The following is a 22,331-nucleotide window of genomic DNA, read 5'->3' as shown; positions in this document are numbered from 1 at the left end:
GGACCGGTGCGGGTCCTGCCGGACCGGTGCGGGTCCTGCCGGACCGGTGCGGGTCCTGCCGGACGGCCCCTACCGGATGCCGGCCAGCCGCGCCTCGAGGTCCAGCAGGGGCTCCGGAACGGCCGGCACCTCGGCGGGCACGGGCTGCGGCGCGGCGAACGGCACCTCCTGCTGGCAGACCAGGCCCTCGGCGGGCAGGGTCAGGTCGACGAGGTAGGCGTCGACGGCGGTGCGCACGCAGGCCGAGCCGTCCGGGTAGGCCCCGTGGCCGTCGCCGTGCATCGTCACCAGCCGCGCGTTGCCGAGCGCCCGCACCGTCCGCAGCGCCCCCTGGTAGGGCGTCGCCGGGTCGTAGGTGGTGGCGATGACCAGCGGCGTCGGCGAGGACTCCTCGACGGCGAAGGGCCCCTCGTACGTGTCCTCGTCGTGCACCGGCCACAGGCCGTAGCTGATCTCGGAGTACCCGGTGTTGATCCAGAAGTGCGGGAATGACGACCACGACTCGGCACCCCGGTCGAGGTACGTCTCGACACCCCGCGGCCACTGCCGCTCACCGGCGCCGATGGTGAAGAACTGGTCCGATCCTGGCCCGTAGGACCCGTCCTCCAACCGGTCGTAGCTGAGGTTGGTGACCAGGCGGAGCAGCGAGGCGTCGCCGGCGGCGGCCTGCGCCAGGGCGGCGGCGAGGATGCCCCAGAACTGCTTGGAGTACAGCAGCGTGGTGGTTGCCACGCGGATGTCGTCGCCGTCCACCGGCCGGGGGTCCGCGGTGTAGCGCGGGGCGGGGATCGGTGTGGCGTCGGCCCTGGCGAGCAGTCCGTCGTAGGCGGAGGACGGCTGCCCGCCGCCGAACCCGGAGCACGCCACCTGGTCTGCCGCGCAGGCCTCGAAGAAGCGGTGGAGAGCACGCTCGAAGGCGGCAGTCTGCGCCGCGCTGTTCGAGAGCGGGTCGGAGATGTACTCCTGGACGTCCACCGGGGAGTCCAGCACGAGCGCGCGGTAGCCGTCGGGGAAGAGGGCGGCGAACGTCGCCCCGAGGAAGGTCCCGTAGGAGTACCCCAGGTAGCTCAGCTTCTCGTCCCCGACGGCGGCACGCAGGACCTCCATGTCCCGCGCGACGTTCGCGGTGGAGACATGGGCGAGGATGTCGCCGTTGTTGGCCAGGCAGGCGTCCACGTAGGCCTGGTGCTTCGCGACGAAGGCGTCGACGTCGATGTCGAGGGGCGTGGGGAACGGCTGCGAGGAGTTGCCCAGCTCCTCGGGGTCGACCTGGCAGTCGATGGCCGGCGTGGACTGCCCGACGCCGCGCGGGTCGAAGCCGACGAGGTCGAACCGCTGGTTCAGCGTGGGCCAGATCGTCCCGCCGTTCTCCTGGAGCACGTCCACGATGGTGCCGCTCGGTCCGCCCAGGTTGATGAAGAGGGACCCGATCCGGTTCGCGGTGTCGGTCGCGGGCACACGGGCGACCGCGAGGCGGACCTGGTCGCCGTCCGGGTCGTCGTAGTCCATCGGCAGCTCGGCGGTGGCGCACTGGACGCCGGCCTCGGTGCCGGCCGGGGTGGTGCCGCAGCTGGTCCAGGTCAGCTCCGGGACCTCGACACCGTCGGCGTCGGGGTCGACCGTGCGGGCGGCCGCGGCGGGCGCCAGCAGCGCGAGCAGGGCACCGAGCAGCGCGGCGAGCAGCGGCGCCGAGGGTCGTGGTCGTGGAGAGCTCATCGTTCCGCCTCACGGTCCCCGGGCCACGCCCGAGGAGCTCCGTCGCCAGCCCGGCGTCCCGGGCGAGATTGAAGGAACCTGGCCGCGCACCCTCGCGCGGGGGTCCGGACTCGAACCAGTGCCCAGCGAGTGTGGCACCCGCTCCGTCACCCGGGTGTGACGGGAGGTTTACGGCCGCGTGCGGAGAGAACCGCGGAGCACGGCCGGCACGGTCCGGCCGTGCGCCACACGTCCGGCACGGTTCGGCCGTGCTCCAGGCACGTCCGGACGGGTGTGGCACGGAAACACACGGCCGCCCGGGACTATGGTCCCGTTCCCCATCGACGCAGCACCGGACGACCGTCGACCCTGTTACCTGAATCACCTCTCAGGTTGGGAGGTCCCAGAACCTCAGAAAGGCGGTCCCATGCGAGTCACGAAGAAGTCCCTCGCGCTGACCTTCGGCGTCGCGACCATGATGGCCGTCGCCGCGTGCGCACCCTCGACCGGCGACGGCGGAGCCGACCCGGCCGCGTCGGGCGGCTCCAGCGAGTCGGCGGAGGCGTCGGGCGACCCGATCGACGTCGCGCTCATCACCTCGACCACCGGCCCGCTGGCCGCCTACGGCAAGACCTTCATCGAGGGCTTCGAGGCCGGCCTCGACTACGCCACCGACGGCACGGGCGAGGTGGGCGGCAGCGAGATCGTCGTCGAGACCATCGACGACGGCGGCGACACCGACAAGGCCGTGGCCGCGGCGCGCGACGCGATCGGGCAGGGGCACAAGATCCTCACGGGCACCGCCTCCTCCGGCATCGCCCTCTCGCTCGCCGAGCAGGCCGAGCAGAACAAGGTGCTCTACATCTCCGGCCCGGCCGCCGCCGACGCGGTCACCGGCATCAACGACTACACGTTCCGCTCCGGTCGCCAGTCCCTCCAGGACGTCGCCACCGCGGGCTCGTTCATCGACGTCGACGGCCAGAAGGTCCTCGTCTTCGCGCAGGACAACGCGTTCGGCCAGGGCAACCTCGCCGCCGTCGAGGGGCTGCTCGGGGCGCAGGGCGCGGAGGTCACCTCCGTGATGGTCCCCGAGGACGTCACCGAGTTCACGCCGTTCGCCGCCCAGGTGCTCGACGCCGCCCCGCAGATGGTCTTCGTCGCCTGGGCCGGTGCCACCTCGGGCGCCATGTGGCAGTCGCTGGACCAGCAGGGCGTCCTCGACGACATCACCGTGGTGACCGGGCTCGGCGACACCTCCACGTACAACGCCTACGGAGCGGCGTCGGAGAAGATCGACTTCCTCAACCACTACTTCCCGGGCGCGGCGGGCAACGACGTCGAGGCCGCGATGATCGAGCACGTGGAGGGGGCCGGCGGCACGCCGGACCTGTTCACCCCGGACGGTTTCACCGCCGCCCAGATGGTCGTCCGCGCGATCGAGGAGGCCGGCGGCGCCGACGACGTCGACGCCATGGTCGCCGCGCTCGAGGGCTGGAGCTTCGACGGCCCCAAGGGCAGCTACACGATCCGCGAGTCCGACCACGCGCTGATCCAGCCGATGTTCCAGGCCAAGCTCGTCTCCGACGGCAACGGCGGCTGGAAGCCCGAGCTCGTCAGCCAGGTGGCGGCCGAGGACGTCGCGCCGCCCGAGGCCGGCTGACCGGCTCACCGGCTCACCGGCTCACCGGCTCACCGGCTCACCGACGCAAGCCCGCACACCCACGGCAGGCCCCGGCCCCAGACGCTCGGGCCGGGGCCTGCCGCACCCAGGAAGAGGCCACCATGCCCCCCACCTCAGCCGCACTCACGGTCGAGAACCTCAGCTTCGCCGTCGGCGGCGCGAAGATCCTCACCGACGTGAACCTCGAGGTCCCCTCGGGCGAGATCATCGGCGTCATCGGCCCCAACGGGGCCGGCAAGACGACCCTGTTCAACATGATCTCCGGGATCCACGCCCCGACGGCGGGCCGGATCCTGCTCGACGGCAAGGACATCACCCACGAGCGCATCCACCGCCGCGCGCGGGCGGGACTGGGCCGGACCTTCCAGACCTCCAACCTCTTCCCGGGGCTGAGCGTCCTGGAGAACGTCCGTCTCGCGGCCCAGCGCCGGCTCGGCGGGAACCTCTCGGTCCTCCGCTTCCCTCGGCGCTCCGACGACGCCACCTCCGTCGCGCTGGACCACCTCGCGGAGGTCGGGCTCGCCGACCGGGTCGACGTCCTGGCCGGTGGCCTGAGCCACGGCGACAAGCGCAAGCTGGAGATCGCCGTCCTGCTGGCCATGGACCCCAGCGTCATCCTGCTCGACGAGCCGATGGCCGGGGTCGCCCGGGCGGACGTGCCCGGACTGAGCGAGGTCATCCGCGGCATGCACCGCGACCACGGCTGCACCGTCCTGATGGTCGAGCACCACATCGACGTGGTGATGGGGCTCGTCGACCGCGTCGCGGTCCTGCACCAGGGCACCATCCTCGCGCTGGACGAGCCCGGGAAGATCATGGCCGACCCGCTCGTGCAGAGCGCCTACCTGGGAGCCGCCGCGTGAGCGCGATCCTCGAGGTCGAGCACCTCTCCGCCACCATCAACGGCCAGCTGGTCGTCGAGGACGTCACGTTCTCCGTCCCGGGGACGGGCGTGACCGCCGTCCTGGGGCGCAACGGCGTCGGCAAGACATCCACGATGAAGGCCGTCATGGGGCTGATCGGCCGCGCCGGCCGGGTCGAGTTCGACGGTCACCGCATCGACCGCGAGGACACCCACCGGATCGTGCGCCGCGGCATCGGGTACGTGCCCGAGGACCGCGAGGTCTTCGCGGGCCTGACCGTCGCCGAGAACCTGCGCCTGGCCGAGCGCGACGCGGCGCCGCGCCGCGAGCTCGTCGAGCAGCTCTTCCCCGACCTCGTGCGCCGCGCCGGCCAGCGGGCCGGCACCCTCTCCGGCGGGCAGCAGCAGATGCTGTCCCTCGCGCGGGCCCTCCTGAACACGAACCGGCTGCTGCTGGTGGACGAGCCCACCAAGGGCCTGGCCCCCAAGATCGTCACCGAGGTCGCCGAGGCCCTCGAGGAGGCCGCCCGCACCGTGCCGATCCTCCTGGTGGAGCAGAACCTGCCGGTCATCGAGCGCCTGGCCCAGGACGTCGTCGTCATCGACGCCGGCACCGTGGTCCACACCGGCGACGCCCGTTCCCTGCTCGACGACGACGAGGCCGTCCACCGGCTCCTCGGCGTCCACGCCGAGACCACCCCGGCCCCGGAGGGAGCCAAGTGAGCACCGTCGTCCTGCTGCTGGTCACCGGCCTCGGCCTGGGAGCCCTGTACTTCCTGGTCGCCTCCGGCCTGTCGCTCATCTACGGCCTGATGGGCGTCCTCAACTTCGCCCACGGCGTCTTCCTCTCCCTCGGCGCCTTCATCGGCTGGGAGGTGGCCCGCCGGCTCGACCCGAGCACCTGGACCGGGTTCCTCCTCGCCATGGTGATCGGCGCCCTGGCCGGGGCCGCCGTCGCCGCCCTGACCGAGCTGCTGCTCATCCGGCCGCTGTACAACCGGCACATCGAGCAGGTGCTCGTCACCGTGGGTCTCGGCCTGGTCGGCGTGGCGCTCTTCGAGGGCTTCTGGGGCACCGACGCCATCTTCATCTCCGGGCCGGCGTGGATGGCGCAGACGACGGAGATCGCCGGGGCCCGCATCCCCAACAACAGGTTCCTCGCCATCGCCGTCGCCGCCGCCGTCCTCGCCGCCCTGGTGCTCTTCCTCAAGCACACCCGCTACGGCCTGATCATCCGGGCCGGGGTCGAGAACCGGTCGATGGTGACCGCGCTGGGGATCGACGTGCGCCGGTCCTTCACGCTGGTGTTCTCCATCGGCGGCGCGGCCGCCGGCCTGGGCGGTGTGCTCGCGTCGCAGTACTACGGCTACGTCTCCGCCCACCTCGGGCAGACGCTGCTCATCTTCGCGTTCATCGTCACCGTGATCGGCGGCCTGGGCTCCCTCGGCGGCGCCGCCGTCGCCGCGGTGCTCGTCGCGATCCCGCAGCAGCTCGCCAACTACTACCTCAACGGAGTCGGCGACCTCGTCGCGGTCCTCGCCCTCGCCGTCGTCCTGCTCGTCCGCCCGTCCGGACTGATGGGAGCCAAGGCAGCATGACCTCCCCCACCTCCACGAGGCCGCCCGTGACCGAGCGGGCCGTCCCGGCGCCGCAGCAGCCCCCGCGCGCCCGCCGCCGGGTGCCCGGCTGGCTCCTCGGCGCGGTCGCCGTCGTCGTCGCCGCGTGCCTGCCGCTGCTCAACCTGCCGCTGCCCGGCGTCCTGCCCGGGCCGACGTACATGCCGGGCAGCCTGCACCTGATGGCGCTGTGCATGATCTTCGCCGCGCTGGCCCTGAGCTATCACCTGCTCTACGGCGTCGCCGGCATGCTCAGCTTCGGGCACGCCCTGTACTTCGCGGCCGGCGCGTACGGCCTGGCGATCCTGCTCGACCGCACCGACATGCCCCTCCTGGTCGCCGGCGCCCTCGCCCTGGTGGCCGCCATCGTGCTCGCGACGGTCGTCGGCGCCGTGTCCCTGCGGGTCTCCGGCGTCTCATTCGCGATGGTCACCCTCGCGTTCGCCCAGGCAGGCAACGTGATGGCGCGGCGCAACCCCTCCGGGTTGACGGGCGGCGAGGAGGGCATCGGCCTGACCACCACCAACGTGCCCGACGCGCTCGTCGGCGTGGTCAACACCCGCAACATGTTCTGGCTCGCCCTCGCCACCCTCGTGCTGGTGTACGTGGTGGTCACCTGGGTGCAGCGCTCGCGGGCCGGCCACGTGGTGGAGGCCACGCGCGAGAACGAGATGCGCGTGCGGGTCATCGGGCAGCCGCCCTACCTGATCCGCCTGCTGACCTTCGTCATCGCCGGCGCGCTCGCCGCGGCGGTCGGCATGGTCTATCTGCTGCTGCAGTCCCAGGCGGTGCCGACCATCACCTCGGCCGACTTCACCATCCAGGCCCTGATCATGGTGGTGCTCGGCGGGGTGGGCTCGCGCTGGGGCGCCGTGGTGGGCGCGATCGTCTACACGCTGCTCGACCAGCGCCTCAGCGTGCTCGCCGGCTCCGACCTCGTCGAGTCCCTCCCCACGCTGCTCCACGTGCCGCTCAGCGAGCCCGCGTTCATCCTCGGCGTGCTGTTCATCCTCGTGGTGCTGTTCATGCCCGGCGGCATCGCGGGCGGTGCGTCGCGGCTCACCGGCCGCCGCCGCGGCCCGGCCCGTGCCGCCGGCTCGCACACCGAGACCGCCGCGGAGGCCGCCGAGCGGCGCCGCCTCGAGGAGCTGGCGTGAGCCTGCTGCCTCCTCCCGACGACGAGCCCGGGCGTCACACGCTGGGCCGCTGGACGAGCGACCGGGCGCGCCTGACGCCGGGCAAGGTCGCCGTCGAGCACGAGGGGGTCGCGACCACCTACGCCGAGCTGGACGCGCGGGCGACGGCGCTCGCGGAGCGGCTGGTCCGGGCCGGGTACGTGCCCGGTGACCGCATCGCCACGCTGACCCGCAACTCCACGGACCACGTGGTGCTCCTCTTCGCCTGCGCCAAGGCGGGGCTGGTCCTCGCGCCGATGTCCTGGCGCCTCACGGCCGAGGAGCTCGCCTACCAGCTCCGCCACGCCCGGCCGGCGCTGGTCGCGGTCCAGGCCGCGCTCGCCGGGGACGCCCGCGCCGCGCTCGCCCAGCTCGACGTGGCCCCGCCGGTGGAGCTGCTCGGCCCCGACGGCGTCGAGCAGCACGTGCCCGGCCCCGCCCGGCCGGACGGGACCCCGCCCGGACCGGCGCGCTGCGTGCGCGACGACGACCCGCTGCTGCTCATCTACACCTCCGGCACCGCCCGGGCGCCGCGCGGCGCGCTGCTCACGCACGAGAACTGCTTCTGGACCAACCTCTCCCTCGCCGGCGCCACCGGCATGACCGGCCAGGACGTGGTCCTGTCGGTGCTCCCCCAGTTCCACGTCGGCGGCTGGAACGTCCAGCCGCTGCTGGCGTGGTGGTCGGGCGCCACCGTCGTCCTCCAGTCCGACTTCGACCCGCCGGCCGTCCTCGAGCTTCTCGCCGGCCGCCGGGTCACCACGATGATGGGCGTCCCGACGACGTACCAGCGCCTGGCGGAGCTGCCCGCCTTCGCGGACGCGGACCTGACCGGCCTGACCCACGCGATCGTCGGCGGCGCGCCGATGCCCGAGCCGCTGCTGCGCACCTGGCACGACCGCGGTGTGCGGATCGTCCAGGGCTACGGCCTGACCGAGGCCTCCCCCAACGTCCTCGCCCTGCCCTCGGCGCACGCCCTCGACCACGTCGGCTCGGTGGGCAAGCCCTACCCTCATGTCGACGTCGCCGTGGCGGATCCGGTCAGCGGGCACCTGCTCCACGGGCCGGCGCGCGGTGAGCTGCTGGTGCGCGGCCCGGCCGTCTTCGCCGGGTACTTCCGCGACCCCGACGCCACCGCGGAGGCGGTCCAGGACGGCTGGCTGCGCACCGGCGACCTCGTCGAGCGCGACGCCGACGGCTACTTCCGCGTGGTCGACCGGCTCACCGACATGTACATCAGCGGCGGCGAGAACATCTCCCCCGCGGAGGTCGAGGCCGCGCTGGCCACCCACCCGGAGGTCGTCGACGTCGCCGTCGTCGGCGTCCCCGACCCGCGCTGGGGCGAGGTGGGCCACGCCTTCGTCGTCCGGGCCGCCGGGTCCGGCGTCGACGCCGACGGGCTGCTCGCCCACGCCCGCCGGCACCTGGCCAGCTTCAAGACCCCGCGCAGCGTCACCTTCGTCGAGTCCCTCCCCCGCACCGCCCTGCACAAGGTGCGCCGGGGCGCCCTTCGGGAGGTGCGGCCGTGAGCGCCGCGCCCCGCACCGAGCGCGGCACGCGCACCCGGGCCCGGCTGCTCGCCGTGGCCACCGACGTCTTCGCCGAGCGTGGCTACCACGACGCCTCGATCGTGAAGATCACCGAGGCGGCCGAGGTCGGCCAGGGCACGTTCTACCTCTACTTCGACTCCAAGCAGGCGATCTTCGAGGAGGTCGTCCGCGACCTCAACAGCCGGGTCCGGCGGGCCATGTTCGAGGCCTCCAGCGTCGAGACCGCCCGACTGGAGGCCGAGCGCGCCGGGTTCCGGGCGTTCTTCCGGTTCACCGCGGAGAACCCCGCGCTGTACCGGATCATGCGCCAGGCCGAGTTCGTGGCGCCGGACGTGCTGCACATGCACTACGAGACCATCGCGCGGGGCTACGTGGCCGGCCTGGTCGCCGCGAAGGAGCGCGGCGAGCTCGCCGACGAGGTCGATCCCGAGGTCGCGGCCTGGGCGCTCATGGGCATCGGCGAGCTCGTCGGCATGCGCTGGGTCCTGTGGGACCGCGACGGCGGTGCCGCCTCGGGCAGTGCGGCGCCCGGCAGTGCGGGCCCCGGCAGCCCGTCCCGTACCCCGGGCCTGCCGCCCGACGTCTTCGACGCCACCATGCGCCTGGTCGAACGCGCCCTGTCCCCCGGAGGAGAACGACGATGAGCCCAGAACCAACCCTCGCCGGCCGACGCGCGGTGGTCACCGGCGGCGGGAACGGCATCGGCGCCGCGTGCGCGCGCGAGCTCGCCGCCCGCGGCGCCCACGTGGTCGTGGCGGACCGCGACGAGGCCGCCGCCTCCGCCGTCGCCGAGGAGACCGGCGGCGAGGCCTGGGTGGTCGACCTCGACGACACGGCCGGGCTGGACGACCTCGCCCTCGAGGCGGACGTCCTGGTCAACAACGCAGGCATCCAGGTGGTCCGGCCCATCGAGGAGTTCGACCCGGCCGACTTCCGCCGGATCCAGCGGATCATGGTCGAGGCCCCGTTCCTCCTGGTGCGCGCGGCGCTGCCGCACATGTACGCCCGCGGCTGGGGCCGCGTCGTCAACATCTCCTCGGTGCACGGGCTCATCGCCTCGCCGTACAAGTCGGCCTACGTGACGGCCAAGCACGCGCTCGAGGGGCTGAGCAAGGTCACCGCCCTGGAGGGAGCGGCGCGCGGGGTCACCAGCAACTGCGTGAATCCCGGCTACGTGCGCACCGCCCTCGTGGAGCGCCAGATCGCCGACCAGGCGCGCGCCCACGGCATCAGCGAGGAGGAGGTCCTGGAGAAGGTCCTCCTCACCGAGCAGTCGGTCAAGCGGATGGTCGAGCCGGGCGAGGTCGCCTCCCTGGTCGGCTGGCTGACCGGCCCCGACGCCGGCATGGCGACCGGTTCCTCCTACACCCTGGACGGGGGGTGGCACGCGCGATGAGCACGCACACCTACGGCACGGTCGACGTCCCCGTCGACGGCGGCACGCTGCGGGCGGGGGTCTGGGAGCCGGTGGACCCGGCACCCGGGGCGCCCACCGTCCTGGCGGTCCACGGCATCACCGCCACGCACCTGGCCTGGACCTACCTCGTGGACGCCCTCCCGGGCGTCCGGGTGGTGGCGCCGGACCTGCGCGGGCGCGGGCGGAGCAACGCCCTGCCCGGCCCGTTCGGGATGGCGCGGCACGCGGACGACCTGGCGGCCGTCCTGCGTCACCTCGGCACGGGGCCGGTCGTCGTCGTCGGCCACTCGATGGGCGCCTTCGCCTCCGCCGTGCTGGCGCACCGGCACGGCGGGCTGGTGGAGTCCCTGGTGCTCGTCGACGGGGGCCTGCCGCTGGAGGTGCCCGCGGGCGCCGACCCGGACGAGCTCATGCGGGCGGTGCTCGGGCCGGCGGCCGCACGGCTGGCGATGACGTTCCGGGACCACGAGGCCTACCGCGACTTCTGGCGCCGCCACCCCGCGTTCGCCGGCCAGGTCTCCGAGCGGCTCGGCGAGTACTTCGACTACGACCTCGAGCCGGCCGACGGCGCCTGGCGGCCGTCGTCGCGCCTCGAGGCCGTCACGGGTGACCAGCGCGAGCTCGTCACGGGCGAGTCCCTGCTCCCGGCCCTCGAGGCGCTTCAGACCCCGACGCTGTTCCTGCGGGCCCCCCGCGGCCTGCTCGACGGCGAGCCGCTCTACACCGCCGAGCACGTGGCCCGGTGGGCGGCGCGCCTGCCCGTCGCCACCGCCGAGGTGCCGGACGTCAACCACTACACGATCGTCATGGGGCCCGCGGGCGCGGCCGCCGTCGCCGACCGGGTCAGGGCCGCCCGCGCGGAGGTGTCGCCGTCGTGACAGATATACGACCAGACCGGCCGAATCTGGTAGGAACGGGACCGACCGCGTCGCGCGGGGCCCGACCGGCGCCCCGCCGCCCTACTTCAACGGTGTAGCAAGGGGAAGTTCTTTCATGTCGTCAGTCAGCCAGAAGTCACGCGAGACCGAGGGCCGGCCGCAGTCGCGCAACCCGTTCACCCGCGTCATGCGGCCCGTCAACACGCTGGTCGAGCGGTTCATCCCCAGCGCGCTGGTGTTCGCCATCGTCCTGACGGTCATCGTGGCCCTTATGGCGCTCGTGCTCACGGACGCCGGCCCGGTGGACGTCCTGGTCGGCTGGGGCGACGGCCTCGCCGGCCTGCTGGCGTTCATGACCCAGATGGCGCTGATCCTGCTGCTCGGCCACATGCTGGCCAACACCCGCCCGATGCGCCGCCTGCTCGCCCGGCTCGGCGGTCTGCCCCGCACGCCGCTGCAGGCCTACGTCTTCGTCTTCCTCGTCGCCGCCGTCGCCTCGCTCCTGCAGTGGGGGCTCGGGCTCGTCGTCGGCGCCCTGCTGGCCAAGGAGGTCGCGGCGCAGGCGCGGGAGAAGGGGATGCGGCTGCACTTCCCGATGCTCGTGGCGGCCGGCTTCTCCGGCTTCGTCGTCTGGCACATGGGGTACTCCGGCTCCGGCCCGCTCACCGCGGCGACCGAGGGCTCGTTCATCGCCGAGCAGCTGGGCCGGACCATCCCCGTCAGTGAGACGACCTTCTCCACCTGGAACGTCGTCGGCGCGGTCACGACGGTCCTCGCCGTCGCCGTCGCCCTCGCGCTGGTGGCGCCCCGCCGGGGCGACAAGATCGTCGAGCTGGAGGTGGACGCGCGGGACCAGGGCGTCGTCGTCGACGACGAGGTCCTCACCCCGGCCGACCGGCTCGACGCGAGCCGCTTCCTCACCACGCTCGTCGGGCTCGCCCTCACGGCCTACCTGGTGGTCTACGTCGTCCGGGGCGGCACGCCCACCCTCGACTTCGTCAACTGGTCGTTCCTCGCCCTGATCCTGCTGCTCGTGCGCAGTCCGTTCGAGCTGACGGCCCTGGTCAAGGACGCCGCGTCCAACGTCGGCGACATCCTGCTCCAGTTCCCGCTCTACGCGGGCATCCTGGGCATGATGACGGCCACCGGGCTCATCGCGGTGCTCTCGGACTGGTTCGTCAGCATCTCGACCCCGCAGACCTTCGGGGTCCTGGCGCTGCTGTCCGCGGGCCTCGTGAACTTCTTCGTCCCCTCCGGCGGCGGGCAGTTCGCGGTCCAGGCACCGATCCTGCTCGACGCCGCCGCGCGCCTGGGCGTCGACCCGGCCGTGCCGATCATGGCCGTCGCCTACGGTGACCAGTGGACGAACATGATCCAGCCCTTCTGGGCCCTGCCGCTCCTGGCCATCGCCGGCCTGAAGATGAGGGACATCCTGGGGTACACGACCGTCACGCTCGTCGCCTCCGGCGTCGTCTTCTCCGCCGTCCTGCTCGTCGTCGGCGCCGGCTGAGCCACACCCGGAACCACCCACCGACCCAGAGATCCACCCGAAGGAGAGACCATGACCAGCGGAACAGTGAACACCACGAGCCGGGCCGGGACATCGCCCGGCCTGGACAAGGTGGTGGCCTCGGCGGCCGAGGCGGTGGCGGACATCCCCGACGGCGCCTCGCTGGCGGTGGGCGGGTTCGGGCTGTCGGGCAACCCGATGGCGCTGATCGAGGCGCTGCTGGCGCAGGGCGCGACGGACCTGTCGGTGGTGTCGAACAACTGCGGGGTGGACGACTGGGGGCTGGGGATCCTGCTGCGCGCCGGCCGGCTGGCGAAGATGACCGCCTCCTACGTGGGCGAGAACAAGGAGTTCGAGCGGCAGTTCCTCTCCGGGGAGCTCGAGGTCGAGCTGACCCCGCAGGGCACGCTGGCCGAGAAGCTGCGCGCCGGGGGGTCGGGGATCGCGGCGTTCTTCACCACTACCGGGGTGGGCACGCAGGTGGCCGAGGGCGGGCTCCCGCGCCGGTACGACGGCGCGGGCGGGGTGGCCAAGGCCTCCCCGGTCAAGGAGGTGCGCACCTTCTCGGTGCGCGGGCAGGACCGCGAGTTCGTGCTCGAGGAGGCCATCGCCACCGACTTCGCCCTGGTCCACGCCCTCAAGGGGGACCGGCACGGGAACCTGGTGTTCAACAAGGCGGCGCGCAACTTCAACCCGCTGGCCGCGATGGCCGGCCGGGTCTGCATCGCCCAGGTCGAGGAGCTCGTCGAGCCCGGGGAGATCGACCCGGACCAGGTGCACCTGCCGGGGATCTACGTCCACCGCGTCGTCGAGGTGGGTGGCGGCATCGAGAAGCGGATCGAGAAGCGCACCGTGCGCTCGGAGGGGAGCAACTGATGGCTCTGACCCGGCAGGAGATGGCCGCCCGGGCGGCCCTGGAGCTGGCCGACGGCTCCTACGTCAACCTCGGCATCGGGCTGCCCACGATGGTGCCCAACTACGTGCCCGAGGGCCGCCAGGTGGTGCTGCAGTCCGAGAACGGCATCCTCGGGGTGGGGCCGTACCCGACCGAGACGGCCGTGGACCCGGACCTGATCAACGCGGGCAAGGAGACCGTGACCACCCTGCCCGGGGCGGCGTTCTTCGACTCGGCCCTGTCCTTCGGGATGATCCGCGGCGGGAAGATCGACGTCGCGATCCTGGGCGGCATGCAGGTCTCGGCGGCCGGGGACCTGGCCAACTGGATGATCCCGGGCAAGATGGTCAAGGGACCGGGCGGGGCGATGGACCTCGTCCACGGCGCCGGGAAGGTGATCGTCCTGATGGAGCACAACGCCAAGAACGGCGACGCCAAGATCGTCACCGAGTGCTCCCTGCCGCTGACCGGCCGGGGCGTGGTGGACCGCATCATCACCGACCTGGCCGTCATCGACGTCCGCGAAGAGGGGCTCGTGCTGATCGAGCTCGCCCCCGGTGTCAGCGTCGACGAGGTCAAGGACCGCACCGAGCCCGACCTGATCGTCTCCGAGCACGTCCACGCCGTGGAGGTCGACGCATGAGCACCACACCCACCACCCCCGCCACGAGCCCGGACGACGTCGTCATCGTCGGCGCCGCCCGCACCCCGCAGGGCAAGCTCAAGGGCCAGCTCGCCACCCTGACCGGGGTGCAGCTCGGCACGGTCGCCATCAAGGGCGCCCTGGAGCAGGGCGGGGTCCCCGCCGAGGCGGTCGAGGCCGTCTACATGGGCCAGGTCCTCCAGGCCGGGGCGGGGCAGGCGCCCGCCCGCCAGGCCGCCGTCGGCGCCGGGATCCCGTGGTCCGCGCACGCCACCACCGTGAACAAGGTCTGCCTGTCCGGGCTGACCGCGATCATCGACGCCGCCCGGCTGGTCCGGGCCGGGGAGGCCGGCGTCGTCGTCGCCGGCGGCATGGAGTCCATGACAGGCGCCCCGCACCTGCTCATGGGGTCCCGGGTCGGCTGGGGGTACGGCAACGTCGAGGCCGTGGACCACATGGCCCACGACGGCCTGACCGACGCCTACGACCGCGAGGCCATGGGCCTGGCCACCGACAAGAAGACCGCCAGCACCTACCCCCTCACCCGCGAGCAGCAGGACGAGGTCGCCGCCCGCTCCCACCAGCGCGCCGCCAAGGCCTGGGCCGACGGCGTCTTCGACGGCGAGATCGTCCCGGTCACCGTCAAGGGCCGCAAGGGCGAGACGGAGGTCACCACCGACGAGGGCATCCGCCCCGACACCACCGTGGAGTCCCTCGCCAAGCTGCGCCCGGCCTTCACCCCGACCGGGTCGATCACCGCCGGGAACGCCTCCCAGATCTCCGACGGCGCCGCCGCCGTGGTCCTGACGACCCGCGCCCGGGCCGACCAGCAGGGCTGGACGGTGCTCGCCACCCTCCGCGCACCCGGGCAGGTCGCCGGCCCCGACGCATCCCTGCACGCCCAGCCCGCCCGCGCCATCGAGCAGGCGCTGAAGCGGCAGGGCTGGGACGTCGCCGACCTCGACCTCATCGAGATCAACGAGGCCTTCGGCGCCGTCGTGGCCCACTCCACCGCCGAGCTCGGTGCCGACCCGGAGAAGGTCAACCCCCACGGGGGCGGCATCGCCGTCGGCCACCCCATCGGCGCCTCCGGCGCCCGGCTCGTGGTCCACGCCGCCCACCAGCTCGCCCACAACGGCGGCGGGAAGGCCGCCGTCGGCCTGTGCGGCGGCGGCGGCCAGGGCGAGGCCCTGCTCCTCGAAGGGTGAGCGAACGCCGGCGGCGGCCTCGGGCCGCCGCCGGCAGTCATGGTGGCGAGGCACCGATCGACCCGGCGGGACCGCCGTCGGGAGGCACGGCGGCGAGGCCGCCGGGGCCGGAGGCAGGGCGACGGCGCAGGCCGACGCCGGGAGACGAAGGGGTTTTCCATGGGCCAGGTCACCGAGCACGACGTCGAGACGTCCCGGGCGCGCATGCACGTGCGGGACACCGACCCAGGCGGCGCGTCGTCGCCGGCGGGCACGGTGATCCTCGTGCACGGCAACTGCTCGTCCTCCGCGTTCTTCCACCGCCTGCTCACGGCGCTGCCGGAGGGCTGGCGCGGCATCGCCCCGGACCTGCGCGGCTACGGCGACACCGAGCCGCTGCCGATCGACGCGACGCGCGGCATGCGTGACTTCTCGGACGACCTCGTGGCGCTGATGGATGCGCTCGGCGTCGAGCGCGCCGCGTTCGTCGCCCACTCGGCGGGCGCGGGCGCCGTCATGCAGCTGGCGATCGACCACCCGGAGAAGGTCGGGGCGCTCCTGCTGGAGGCTCCGGCGTCGCCGTTCGGCTTCGGCGGGACCGCGGACGCCGAGGGCACCCCGGTGTGGCCCGACCACGCCGGCTCGGGCGGCGGCACCGCCAACCCTGACTTCGCCGCGGCGATCGCCGCCGGCGACCGCTCGGCGGACCACCCGCACTCGCCGCGGAACGTCTTCCGGGCGCTCTACGTCGCCCCGGGGACCGACCTCGAGGACGAGGAGCTGCTGCTCGACTCGGTGCTGTCCACGCGGATCGGCCCCGACCACTACCCGGGTGGGACCGAGCCCAGCGAGAACTGGCCCGGTTCCGGGCCCGGGACCCACGGGCATCAACAACGCGCTCTCGCCGCGGTACTACAACCTCGGCGCCTTCGCCGACGTGCCGGAGGTCGGGCCGGTGCTGTGGGTGCGGGGCGACGCCGACGCGATCGTCTCGGACACCTCGCTGCTGGACCTGGGGAACCTGGGGGCCGTCGGGGCGATCCCCGGCTGGCCCGGAGCGGACGTCTACCCGCCGCAGCCGATGGTCAGCCAGATGCGCACGGTGCTGGACCGGTTCGCCGCGGCGGGCGGGAGCTACGAGGAGGTCGTCCTCGAGGGCGTCGGGCACAGCCCGCACCTGGAGGAGCCGGACCGCTTCTCGGAGCTGCTCGCCGGCCTGCTGGCGCGTGACAGCGAGCACGTCCGGCCCGCATCCTGAGCGGGGCGCGGCGCAGGGCGCAGGCCACTTCGGACGATAACCCTCCCGATCTCTGGGACGGACGTCACAGGTGCGTGGTGAGATAGGCGGATGACGAGGATGACCGAGATGACCGGCCGCGTGGCCGCGCCCGAGACCCGGGACGAGCACGCCTGGCTGGAGGACGTCGAGGGCCAGGAGCAGCTGGCGTGGGTGCGTGAGCGCAACGCCCACGCGGAGTCGGTGCTGGCCAGCGGCGAGCGCTTCGACCGGATGCGACGCGGCATCCTCGAGGTGCTGGACTCCACCGACAAGATCCCCGGCGTGGTCCAGCGCGGGGAGCACCTGTACAACTTCTGGACCGACGCGGAGCACGAGCGCGGCTTGTGGCGGCGCACCACCTGGGAGTCCTACCGCACGGACGCCCCGGAGTGGGAGGTGCTGATCGACGTCGACGCCCTCAACGCCGCCGAGGGCGCCAACTGGGTCTGGCACGGCGCCCGGGTGCTGCGCCCGTCCTACTCCCGTGCGCTCGTCCAGCTCTCCCGCGGCGGCGCCGACGCCGACGTCACGCGCGAGTTCGACCTCACCACGAGGACCTGGGTGGAGGACGGTTTCACCCGCGAGGAGTCGAAGGGCGGCATCGCCTGGGCGGACGCCTCGGGCGACTCGGTGTTCGTCTACACCGACTTCGGCGAGGGGTCGATGACCACCTCCGGCTACCCCCGGACGGTGCGCCGCTGGCGTCGCGGGACGCCGCTGTCCGACGCGACGGAGATCTACGCCGGCGAGCCCACCGACATGCTCATCGGCGCGGGCCACGACTCCACGCCCGGCTACGAGCGGGACGTGGTGTTCCGCCACCTGGCCTTCTACGACTCCCAGATGTACCTGCTCGGCCCGGACGACTCCCTCACGCTCCTCGAGGTCCCGCGTTCCGCCGACCCGGACCTCTACCGGGACTGGCTCACCGTGGAGCTGCGCGAGGACTGGACGGTCGGCGGCCGCACCTACCCGGGCGGCGCGCTGCTCGCCGTCCCGCTGGAGCACTTCCTCGCCGGCGACCGCCGCTTCGAGGTGCTCTACGCGCCGACCCCGACGACGTCGCTCGCCGGCGCGTCGTGGACGCGCCACCACCTCGTGCTCAACATCCTCGACGACGTGAGCAACCGGCTGGAGGTCCTCACGCCCCCGGCCGCCGGCTCGGGCCGGCCGTGGCGACGCCGACCGCTCGACCTCACCGCGGGCGGGACCGCGGCCGGCGAGGTGCCCGAGCTGGCGACGATCGCCGTCGGCGCCGTCGACCCGGACGAGGAGGACGCGCTGTGGCTGACGACCACCGGGTTCCTCACGCCCACGACGCTCTCCCGCCTTGACCTGGACGAGGACGGCGCGACCACCGCGATCGAGCGCCTCAAGGCGCTGCCCGCGTACTTCGACACTTCCGGCCTGCACGTGGAGCAGCACTTCGTCGCCTCCGCGGACGGCACCCGGGTGCCGTACTTCCAGGTGTCCCGCGACCCGGTGACGCACGACGGCGGGAACCGGCCCGCCCCGACGCTGCTCTACGGCTACGGGGGCTTCGAGGTCTCCCGCGTCCCGGCGTACTCGGGCGGGATCGGGCGGGCCTGGCTGGAGCGCGGCGGGGTCTACGTGGTGGCCAACATCCGCGGCGGCGGCGAGTACGGCCCCCGCTGGCACCAGGCCGCGCTGAAGCAGAACCGGCACAAGGCGTACGAGGACTTCGCCGCGGTGGCGCGCGACCTCGTGGCGCGCGGCGTGACGGACCGCGCGCACCTGGGCGCGCAGGGCGGCTCCAACGGCGGCCTGCTGATGGGCAACATGCTCACCCAGTACCCGGAGCTGTTCGGCGCCATCGTGTGCCAGGTGCCGCTCCTGGACATGAGGCGCTACTCGCACCTGCTCGCCGGCGCGTCGTGGATGGCCGAGTACGGCGATCCCGACGACCCGGAGCAGTGGGAATACATCAAGGAGTTCTCGGCGTACCACCTGTTCGACCCGGCCCGCGACTACCCCCCGGTGCTGTTCACGACCTCCACGCGCGACGACCGCGTTCACCCCGGGCACGCCCGCAAGATGGCGGCGCAGATGATCGAGGCCGGCAAGGACGTCACGTACTTCGAGAACATCGAGGGCGGTCACGGCGGGGCGGCGACGAACGCCCAGGCCGCGTTCATGCAGGCGCTGGCGTTCGAGTTCCTGTGGCAGCGGATCGGTTGAGCGGTGCCGCCGGCGGAGCCGAAGCCGCCGGCGGGCCTGCAGCCACCGGCGGGTCGACGCCGGCCGACCCGGGGTGCCTCTTCTGCGCCATCGTCGCCGGTGACGCTCCGGCGAGCCTCGTGCACGCCGACGACGACGTCGTCGCCTTCCTCGACGCCGTGCCGGTGAACACCGGGCACGTGCTCGTCGTGCCGCGGCGGCACGCGGTGGGCCTCGTGGACCTCCCGGTCCCGGCGGGCGAGGCGGTGTGGCGCGCGGCGCACCGGATCGCCGCCGTCATGCGCGCCGACCCCGCGTGGTCCGAGGGCGTCAACCTGCACCTGTCCGACGGTGAGGCGGCCGGGCAGCGCGTCGGCCACGTGCACCTCCACGTGATCCCCCGCCGGAGGGACGACGGACTGCGGATCGTGGAGGACAACGCCCCCGCCCGCCCGTCGCGGGCGGAGCTCGACTCCGTGGCCGCAAGCCTGGTGCGGGCCCTCAGGTCTGAGCCGTAGTCCCACCGGCCGCGGCCGTGCGCCTGGTGCGCGCACTCAGGCCTGAGCCGTGATCCCGCCGACCACGGAGATCCGGACCTCGACGCCGTCGACGTCCGCGGGCACCTCGCCGGCCGCGTCCGCGTCCGCGACGTTGACCGTGATGCAGTACCCGCCCGCCGACCGGGCGATCCCGACCCCGACCACACCCGCGCGGTCGCGGAGCCTCTCGCGCAGGTGCTCCTTGGCGGCGCGGGCCTGCGGCAGGTCGGTCATCGGGACGCACCTCCGTGTGCCTCCGGCCGGGCCCTACACGAGCGTGGCGCCCAGCGCGGTCAGCACCTCGTCGACGGGGTTGAGGTAGGTCAGCCCTCGGCCATTCTCACCCCCGGTCTCGCTGCCGGCAAAGAGGAGCCCGACGGCCCGGCGGTCGGAGGGCCGGTAGACGAGCGCCCCGCTGTCGCCGCCGGCGGAGAACGGCTGCTCGCCGCTGCCCTCCACCTCGATCTGGTTGTCGAATCTCAGCTCGCCGACGTCGGACCCGTAGCCGACCACCAGGCCGTCGAGCTCGATGGCGGTGACGCGCCCGTCGGTGACCCCGGTGGTGCGCCCGATCTTCTGCACGGCATCGTCTCCGACGACCTCGGCCACACCCGCCAGCGCCCCGACCGGGTATGTCGGGTCCGTCTCGACACCCGCGTCCAGGCGGGCGAGCGCGGCGTCGGCCAGCGCCGGCTCGCCGCCGGTGAGCGGGACGAAGGCGGTGAGGGTGCCGACCCGGTCCTCCGCGCTGCCGCCGTCGGCGGGCGCCGGCTGGAGGACCGGGTCGCCCGTGCGGCCGGACGGACCGACCAGGACGTGGTGGTTGGAGAGGAGGAAGGTCCCCGGGTCGCCCGCGACCGTGACGAACCCGCCGAGGGTGCCCGCGGTGACCGCCTGGTTCGCCACCGAGACCCCGGGACGCAGCGGCCGCACGCGCCGGGTCTCGCCGACGGCACGCGCGGTCGGGACCGGCGCCCGCGTGGCCCGGACGACGAACGGCCGCACCCTCCCGGTGCGGCGGACGTCCACCACGGGCCCTGCCTCCGCCCGGAGGCGTCGGGCGACCATGCGGGCGGTGGAGGTGCCGAGCGGGTAACGCACGGCGACGCCGAACGAGCCGTCCGGACGTGGGGCGAGACCGATCGCGACCCCGGCCCGCACGGCGGCGGCGGTGGCGCTGACCCGTCCGGCGAGGAGCTCGCCCGCGTAGGCGGCGAGCTGGCTCTTGACCGTCCTGGCCTCGTCCACGTCCACGTCGCCCAGTGTGGCGGGTGGCACCGACATCGGTGCGGGCGCGGGTGGGGAGAGGCGGGTGGACGGGCGGTGGGGCGCGCCCGACGCCGGGGGAAGCGTCGGGCGCGCCCGGCTCTAGGCCGTGCGCCGGTGGGCGCGACGGCGTGCCGCGTCGCGGCGGGCCCGCTCGCGACCGGCGGCCGTGTCACGGCCGCGGTCGAGACGGTGCCGGCCCACGCCGTCGGCGATCCGGCCGGCCAGCGAGCGGACGGCGAGGAGAGCTGCCCCGGCGGCTCCGGCGACGACGGCCGCCGCGAGAAGACCGGTGGTGGCGCCCGTCGTCGGCAGCGTCGCGACGGTGGCCTTCGACGCCGCGGCGTTCGTCCCGGCGGGTGCGTCGACGCCAGCGGCCACGAGCCGTACGGGCACCGCGGTGCCCGCCCGTCCGCCCGCACCACCGCCACCGGCACCGGCACCCGGCGCGGCGCAGGTGACCCCGGGGTCGATCATGCGGTTCTCGTACTCGGCGGGGTGGTGCACCTCCTCGGTCCACGCCGCCTCGACCTGGACCTGACGCGTCGCCCCGGTGTCCTCCCAGCCCTCCCCGGGCGAGGTGGCGGCCCACCGCTCCTCGAGGTGCCCGACCTCCTCGACCTCCGGCTCCGCCTCCTGCGTCACGACCACCCGGACGTACTCCCGCACGGTGTGGCCCTGCTCCGGGACGGCCGGGACGGCCGGCTGGTAGGGCACCACGACGACCCACTCGTAGGTCGGGGCGACGAACTCCTGGCCCGGCTCGACGAGGACGTCCTCCACCCAGGCCTCCTTGACGAGCACCTGCTCGTCCCAGGCCTCCTTCACGAGCACCTGCTCGTCCCAGGCCTCCTCGACCAGCACCTGCTCGTCCCGCTCGGCCTCCAGCACGCGGCTGGCGCCCGTCGCGGTCCAGCCCTGGCTGTTCTCGTTCCCCTGGGCGTTCCACTCCGGGTCGGTGCTCCAGTACGTCCTGCCGGTCGGGTTCTGCCGGAACTCGTACTCGACGACGGCGGGGTGGTGGATCGTCTCGTACACCGCGGGGTGGTTCAGGGTGCTCCAGACCGCCTCGTGGTGGACCGTCCGGTAGACGGCGTCGTGGTGGACCTGCTCGTAGGTCGGCGGCACGTAGGGCTGTCCCGGGTCGACGAGACGCTCCTCGGTCTGCTCCTGCACCTCGGGCGTCCCGGGGACCGCGGGCTGCGTGACGACGTACCGGGACTCCCCGGTCTCCGTCCAGCCCTCGAGCGGCTCGCTCGACCACTCGCGCTCCACGTGCGAGATCTCCGGCACGCCCGCGCGGTACGGCTGGTCGACCACCCAGCGCGTCCAGCGTGCCTCGGTCACCCAGGTGGCCGGGTGCTCGATCGTCTCCGTCCGGGCGGCGCGCACCAGGACGTCCGCGTAAGTGGGCGCCACCCCGATGCACTGCGTCGCCGCGGCGCCCGGCGCCGCTGCGGTGCCGGTGAAGGTGCCAGCCGACGCCGGCGTGGCGATCAGCATGCCCGCGCCGAGCGCGACGGCTCCCAGTACTCCCGATGCCCTGACTGCAACCACGGTCCAGCTCCTCGCGTCCGACCCCTGTCGCGGTCGCCGTCGGGTCCGGGGGGCCGCAGACTGTGCGGCTCCCGCCCGCGCCCGGCGGGTCTCGCTCGGCGGCGGCCCGGCGGGCCTCCGCGGGTCCGGGCGTGCGCCGCGGCGTCCGTCCGAATCCCTGGTGGAAGCACACCGCCCCACCCGCGTGGACACGGGGAATCGGACGGGTGAAGACCGCCCGAACCGGAGGGTGTACGCGGAGGGTGGGCGAGGGTGACCCGGCAGGGTCGGTCGAGGGTGAGCCTCAGGGTGAGGAAGGGTGAGCCTCAGGGTGAGGAAGGGTGAGGAGCGGGGTGAGGAAGGGTGACCCGGACGCCGGTCGTCACGGCGTCAGGAGGTCAGCGCGCCCCGTCACCGCCGACCG

General features: G+C 73.7%; 20 protein-coding genes and 1 pseudogene. 17 read left to right on the top strand and 4 right to left on the bottom strand.

Going from position 1 to position 22,331, the window contains the following annotated elements:
• Positions 1-69: 69 nt before the first annotated feature.
• Positions 70-1,716 carry an alpha/beta hydrolase gene (locus tag ABD774_RS01295; protein ID WP_345036743.1) on the bottom strand — a complete coding sequence of 549 codons (1,647 nt, stop codon included), beginning with the start codon at positions 1,714-1,716 and terminating at the stop codon, positions 70-72.
• A 406-nt stretch (positions 1,717-2,122) separates the two neighbouring features.
• On the opposite strand from ABD774_RS01295, the gene ABD774_RS01290 reads away from it, so the two are divergent.
• The 17 genes and pseudogenes from ABD774_RS01290 to ABD774_RS01215 all read left to right on the top strand — a co-directional run bounded on the left by ABD774_RS01290 (position 2,123) and on the right by ABD774_RS01215 (position 19,084).
• On the top strand, positions 2,123-3,355 hold the full coding sequence (locus ABD774_RS01290; RefSeq protein ID WP_345036741.1) for a substrate-binding domain-containing protein: 1,233 nt from the start codon (positions 2,123-2,125) through the stop codon (positions 3,353-3,355).
• 122 nt (positions 3,356-3,477) lie between these two features.
• Entirely contained in the window at positions 3,478-4,239 is a 762-nt protein-coding gene (locus tag ABD774_RS01285) for an ABC transporter ATP-binding protein (RefSeq protein ID WP_345036739.1), read from the top strand.
• A complete protein-coding gene (locus ABD774_RS01280) occupies positions 4,236-4,961 on the top strand; it encodes an ABC transporter ATP-binding protein (RefSeq protein ID WP_345036737.1) in 726 nt (241 codons plus the stop codon). The genes ABD774_RS01285 and ABD774_RS01280 overlap by 4 nt, the downstream gene beginning before the upstream one ends.
• Entirely contained in the window at positions 4,958-5,836 is an 879-nt protein-coding gene (locus ABD774_RS01275; RefSeq protein ID WP_345036734.1) for a branched-chain amino acid ABC transporter permease, read from the top strand. The genes ABD774_RS01280 and ABD774_RS01275 overlap by 4 nt, the downstream gene beginning before the upstream one ends.
• Entirely contained in the window at positions 5,833-7,011 is a 1,179-nt protein-coding gene (locus ABD774_RS01270) for a branched-chain amino acid ABC transporter permease (RefSeq protein ID WP_345036732.1), read from the top strand. Before ABD774_RS01275 ends, ABD774_RS01270 begins: the two co-directional genes overlap by 4 nt.
• Entirely contained in the window at positions 7,008-8,558 is a 1,551-nt protein-coding gene (locus tag ABD774_RS01265) for a class I adenylate-forming enzyme family protein (RefSeq protein WP_345036730.1), read from the top strand. The genes ABD774_RS01270 and ABD774_RS01265 overlap by 4 nt, the downstream gene beginning before the upstream one ends.
• The gene (locus ABD774_RS01260) at positions 8,555-9,223 is read left to right on the top strand and encodes a TetR/AcrR family transcriptional regulator (RefSeq protein ID WP_345036728.1); all 669 of its coding nucleotides are present in this window, start codon (positions 8,555-8,557) and stop codon (positions 9,221-9,223) included. Before ABD774_RS01265 ends, ABD774_RS01260 begins: the two co-directional genes overlap by 4 nt.
• Entirely contained in the window at positions 9,220-9,975 is a 756-nt protein-coding gene (locus tag ABD774_RS01255; protein ID WP_345036726.1) for a 3-hydroxybutyrate dehydrogenase, read from the top strand. The genes ABD774_RS01260 and ABD774_RS01255 overlap by 4 nt, the downstream gene beginning before the upstream one ends.
• Positions 9,972-10,874 carry an alpha/beta fold hydrolase gene (locus ABD774_RS01250; protein WP_345036724.1) on the top strand — a complete coding sequence of 301 codons (903 nt, stop codon included), beginning with the start codon at positions 9,972-9,974 and terminating at the stop codon, positions 10,872-10,874. The genes ABD774_RS01255 and ABD774_RS01250 overlap by 4 nt, the downstream gene beginning before the upstream one ends.
• Positions 10,875-11,061: 187 nt before the next feature.
• A complete protein-coding gene (locus ABD774_RS01245; RefSeq protein ID WP_345036961.1) occupies positions 11,062-12,384 on the top strand; it encodes a short-chain fatty acid transporter in 1,323 nt (440 codons plus the stop codon).
• Positions 12,385-12,435: 51 nt separating this feature from the next.
• Positions 12,436-13,260 carry a CoA transferase subunit A gene (locus tag ABD774_RS01240; protein ID WP_345036721.1) on the top strand — a complete coding sequence of 275 codons (825 nt, stop codon included), beginning with the start codon at positions 12,436-12,438 and terminating at the stop codon, positions 13,258-13,260.
• The gene (locus tag ABD774_RS01235) at positions 13,260-13,922 is read left to right on the top strand and encodes a CoA transferase subunit B (RefSeq protein WP_345036719.1); all 663 of its coding nucleotides are present in this window, start codon (positions 13,260-13,262) and stop codon (positions 13,920-13,922) included. The genes ABD774_RS01240 and ABD774_RS01235 overlap by 1 nt, the downstream gene beginning before the upstream one ends.
• Complete coding sequence (locus ABD774_RS01230) at positions 13,919-15,130, top strand: acetyl-CoA C-acetyltransferase (RefSeq protein ID WP_345036716.1); 1,212 nt, start codon at positions 13,919-13,921, stop codon at positions 15,128-15,130. The genes ABD774_RS01235 and ABD774_RS01230 overlap by 4 nt, the downstream gene beginning before the upstream one ends.
• Positions 15,131-15,169: 39 nt before the next feature.
• A pseudogene (locus tag ABD774_RS21650) lies at positions 15,170-15,637 on the top strand (alpha/beta fold hydrolase); the annotation flags it as partial.
• Between the two features lie 304 nt (positions 15,638-15,941).
• Positions 15,942-16,367, top strand: coding sequence for an alpha/beta fold hydrolase (locus tag ABD774_RS01225; protein WP_345036714.1), 426 nt, complete (start codon positions 15,942-15,944; stop codon positions 16,365-16,367).
• A gap of 99 nt (positions 16,368-16,466) precedes the next feature.
• The gene (locus ABD774_RS01220) at positions 16,467-18,587 is read left to right on the top strand and encodes a prolyl oligopeptidase family serine peptidase (RefSeq protein WP_345036712.1); all 2,121 of its coding nucleotides are present in this window, start codon (positions 16,467-16,469) and stop codon (positions 18,585-18,587) included.
• Complete coding sequence (locus ABD774_RS01215; RefSeq protein WP_345036710.1) at positions 18,584-19,084, top strand: HIT family protein; 501 nt, start codon at positions 18,584-18,586, stop codon at positions 19,082-19,084. The genes ABD774_RS01220 and ABD774_RS01215 overlap by 4 nt, the downstream gene beginning before the upstream one ends.
• 36 nt (positions 19,085-19,120) lie before the next feature.
• Here the strand turns inward: ABD774_RS01215 and ABD774_RS01210 are convergent, their stop codons facing one another.
• The 3 genes from ABD774_RS01210 to ABD774_RS01200 all read right to left on the bottom strand — a co-directional run bounded on the left by ABD774_RS01210 (position 19,121) and on the right by ABD774_RS01200 (position 21,928).
• On the bottom strand, positions 19,121-19,339 hold the full coding sequence (locus ABD774_RS01210) for a hypothetical protein (RefSeq protein ID WP_345036708.1): 219 nt from the start codon (positions 19,337-19,339) through the stop codon (positions 19,121-19,123).
• Between the two features lie 33 nt (positions 19,340-19,372).
• A complete protein-coding gene (locus ABD774_RS01205) occupies positions 19,373-20,359 on the bottom strand; it encodes a chymotrypsin family serine protease (RefSeq protein ID WP_345036705.1) in 987 nt (328 codons plus the stop codon).
• Between the two features lie 114 nt (positions 20,360-20,473).
• Complete coding sequence (locus ABD774_RS01200) at positions 20,474-21,928, bottom strand: hypothetical protein (protein WP_345036703.1); 1,455 nt, start codon at positions 21,926-21,928, stop codon at positions 20,474-20,476.
• Positions 21,929-22,331: the final 403 nt, after the last annotated feature.

It is taken from the genome of Georgenia daeguensis, assembly GCF_039537705.1.
Classification (GTDB): domain Bacteria; phylum Actinomycetota; class Actinomycetes; order Actinomycetales; family Actinomycetaceae; genus Georgenia; species Georgenia daeguensis.
The sequence above is the reverse complement of the archived record's forward strand: the minus strand, read 5'-3'. Positions and strand labels throughout refer to the sequence as shown.